Genomic DNA, 4001 nt, shown 5'->3' with positions numbered 1-4001 from the left:
AGCTTATCGCCATCCACATCGGTGTCGTTTGGCAGAACATCAATCGTCACTGGCGTGTCTTCGTCAGTGACAGCGGTATCATCTTTTGCCACTGGCGCATCGTTGACTGGCGTCACATCGACGTTCACCGTGGTGAATTCCGATACCCCACCGGAGGTAACGATGTACGTGAAGCTGTCTGCACCGTGGAAGTTGTCGTTTGGCGTGTAAGTGACGCTGCCGTCCGGGTTGACCGAGACCGTGCCGTTGGCTGGACCGTTATTGCTATCGAGCGACACCACTTTGTCGTCGCCTTCAAACGTGTCGTTACCTAGGACGTTAATGATGGTCGGCGTGTCTTCCACAACCGTCGCGCGGTCAGATTCAATATCTGCCACAGGCGCAACCATAAAGTTTACCGTTTGGCTGACGCTTTCACCGCTTGGATCAGTAGCCGTAAAGGTTAACGCTTCTGAGCCGTTCCAGTCTGCCGTTGGGCTAATGGTCGCGATGCCATTTTCTATTGAGACATTGACATTACTGTTACCTGAGACGCTAAACGTTAACTCACCATCGGCGTTATCCACATCGCTGAAAGCGGTATTCAGATTGATGCTGTATGGCGTGAAATCTTCCGCCAAGGTTTGGTCTGCAATGCTACTTTCAACCACAGGCGTGTCGTTCACCGCATTCACGGTGACGTTGACCGTCGCTTGGTCAGTCAGCGAACCATCGGTGATGGTGTAAGTGATTTCGGCATCACCATGGAAGTTCTCGGCCGGTGTGAACACCAGTTTGCCATCAACAATCTCAACTGTCCCCTGGTCACTCGGCACAGACGCCGAGTCAATACGTAATGTATCACCATCGATGTCAGTATCGTTTGGCAAGATATCAATCGTAACAGCGGTATCTTCTTGTGTTGTTGCCGCGTCATCGTTTGCCACTGGCGCGTCATTCACTGGCGTCACATCGACGTTCACTGTGGTGGACTCCGATACCCCACCCGAGGTAACGATGTAGGTAAAACTGTCTGCCCCGTGATAGTTGTCGTTTGGCGTGTAAGTGACACTGCCGTCCGGGTTGACCGAGACCGTGCCGTTCGCTGGACCGTTATTGGTATCGAGCGACACCACTTTGTCGTCGCCTTCAAACGTATCGTTACCTAAGACCTTAATGATGGTTGGCGTGTCTTCCACGACCGTCGCGTTGTCTGCCACGATGTCCGCCACAGGCGCAACTGTGAAGTTCACCGTTTGGCTGACGCTTTCACCGCTTGGATCGGTGGCCGTAAACGTTAGGGTTTCTGAGCCGTTCCAGTCTGCGGTTGGAGTGAACGTAGCAATCCCATTGACGATCGCCACTTGAATGTTGCTGTTGCCGGAGACGCTGAAGGTCAGATCGCCATCCACGTTATCTACATCGCTGAAAGCCGTATTTAGATCGATGCTGTATGGCGTAAAGTCTTCTGCCAAGGTTTGGTCTGCAATGCTGCTTTCAACCACAGGCGTGTCGTTCACCGCATTCACGGTGACGTTAACCGTCGCTTGGTCAGTCAGTGCACCATCGGTCACGGTGTAAGTGATTTCAGCGTCACCATGGAAGTTATCAGCCGGTGTGAAGACCAGTCTGCCATCAACGATCTCAACTGTACCTTGTGTTTCAGGTACGGAAGCCGATTCAATCGACAGCTTATCGCCATCCACATCGGTGTCGTTTGGCAGGACATCAATCGTCACTGGCGTGTCTTCGTCAGTAACGGCGTTGTCATTGGTCGCCACTGGCGCGTCATTCACTGGTGTGACATCGACGTTCACCGTGGTGGATTCACTGACGCCACCGGAGGTAACGATGTAGGTAAAGCTGTCTGTACCCTGGTAGTTGTCGTTTGGTGTATAAGTGACGCTGCCATCCGGGTTGACCGAGACCGTGCCGTTCGCTGGACCGTTATTGGTATCCAGCGACACCACTTTATCGTCGCCTTCGAACGTGTCGTTACCTAAGACCTTGATGATGGTTGGCGTGTCTTCCACGACCGTTGCTTTATCTGCCACGATGTCTGCCACAGGCGCAACTGTGAAGTTCACCGTTTGGCTGACGCTTTCACCGCTTGGATCGGTGGCAGTAAACGTCAACGCTTCTGAGCCGTTCCAGTCTGCCGTTGGGCTAATGGTCGCAATGCCATTTTCAATCGACACCAACACGTTGCTGTTGCCGGACACTGAGAAGTTCAGTGCGGAGTCGCTGTCTTTAAATGCGTCGTTTAAATCAATCGTGTAGATCGTAAAATCTTCTGCTAACACTTGATCTGAAATCACATTATCGACTGTTGGTGCATCGTTAACGCGATTCACAATCAAACTATCACTGTCGCTAACCGTTGGATTAACACCATCCGATACTGATGCGCTGATCGTTAGGTCTTTAAGGTTGAGTTCGTCGTTGTTAACCGCGTCAACACCCGCTTGAGTCAGTTTGACTTCATCGCCAACTAGCGCAAAGTAGCCGTTTGAGTTGTTTTCTAAAGAAACGGTTAATTGCTCTTCTGGCGTATCGGTATCAGCGACTTCCAATGTTGCCACTACCGTATCGGTACTCACTGCGTCTTCAGTGATACTTTCTACAGCATCGACCTTGATCGTTGGCGCATCGTTCACTGGATTAACGGTAACGGCTACTTTCGCTTGGTCAGTCAGCGAACCATCGGTGATGGTGTAAGTGATTTCAGCGTCGCCATGGAAGTTCTCAGCCGGTGTGAACACCAGTTTGCCATCAACAATCTCGACTGTGCCTTGTGCTTCAGGTACGGAAGCTGATTGGATAGACAGCTTATCACCATCAATGTCGGTGTCGTTTGGCAGGACATCAATCGTCACTGGCGTGTCTTCGTCAGTAACAGCGGTATCATCTTTTGCCACTGGCGCGTCATTGACTGGCGTCACATCGACGTTCACCGTGGTGGACTCCGATACCCCACCGGAGGTAACGATGTAGGTAAAGCTGTCTGTTCCGTGATAGTTGTCGTTTGGCGTGTAAGTGACGCTGCCATCCGGGTTGACCGAGACCGTGCCGTTAGCTGGTCCGTTATTGGTATCCAGCGACACCACTTTGTCGTCGCCTTCGAACGTGTCGTTACCTAAGACCTTAATGATGGTCGGCGTGTCTTCCACAACCGTCGCGTTGTCTGCCACGATGTCTGCCACAGGCGCCACTGTGAAGTTCACCGTTTGGCTGACGCTTTCACCGCTTGGATCGGTAGCCGTAAACGTTAACGCTTCTGAGCCGTTCCAGTCTGCGGTTGGAGTGAGCGTAGCAATGCCATTGACGATCGCCACTTGAATGTTGCTGTTGCCAGAAACGCTAAACGTTAACTCACTATCCACGTTATCCACATCGCTGAAAGCGGTATTCAGATCGATGCTGTATAGCGTGAAATCTTCCGCCAAGGTTTGGTCTGCAATGCTACTTTCAACCACAGGCGTGTCGTTCACCGCATTTACGGTGACGTTGGCCGTCGCTTGGTCGGTCAGTGCACCATCGGTCACGGTGTAAGTGATTTCGGCCTCACCATGGAAGTTCTCAGCTGGTGTGAAGACCAATTTGCCGTCAACAATTTCAACTGTCCCTTGGTCACTCGGCACAGATGCCGAGTCAATACGTAATGCATCACCATCGATGTCAGTATCGTTTGGCAGAACATCAATCGTCACTGGTGTATCTTCGTCAGTAACGGCATTGTCATTGGTCGCCACTGGCGCATCATTCACTGGTGTGACATCGACGTTCACCGTGGTGGACTCACTGACCCCACCGGAGGTAACGATGTACGTGAAGCTGTCTGTACCATGGTAGTTGTCGTTCGGCGTGTAGGTCACGCTGCCGTCCGGGTTGACTGAGACCGTGCCGTTCGCTGGACCGTTATTGGTATCGATCGACACCACTTTGTCGTCGCCTTCGAACGTGTCGTTACCTAAGACCTTAATGATGGTTGGCTTGTCTTCCACAACCGTCGCGTTGTCTGC

The 4001-nt window shown here is 51.9% G+C and carries 1 protein-coding gene; it reads right to left on the bottom strand.

All coding sequences use genetic code 11. The features are described from left to right. The coding region (locus IQP38_RS26265; protein WP_228009990.1) for a beta strand repeat-containing protein at positions 1 to 4001 on the bottom strand (4001 nt) is incomplete at both ends.

Origin of the sequence: Vibrio sp. OPT41, from assembly GCF_015163595.1 — a bacterium.
GTDB classification, from domain to species: domain Bacteria; phylum Pseudomonadota; class Gammaproteobacteria; order Enterobacterales; family Vibrionaceae; genus Vibrio; species Vibrio alginolyticus.
This window is presented reverse-complemented; position numbering and strand designations above follow the sequence as displayed.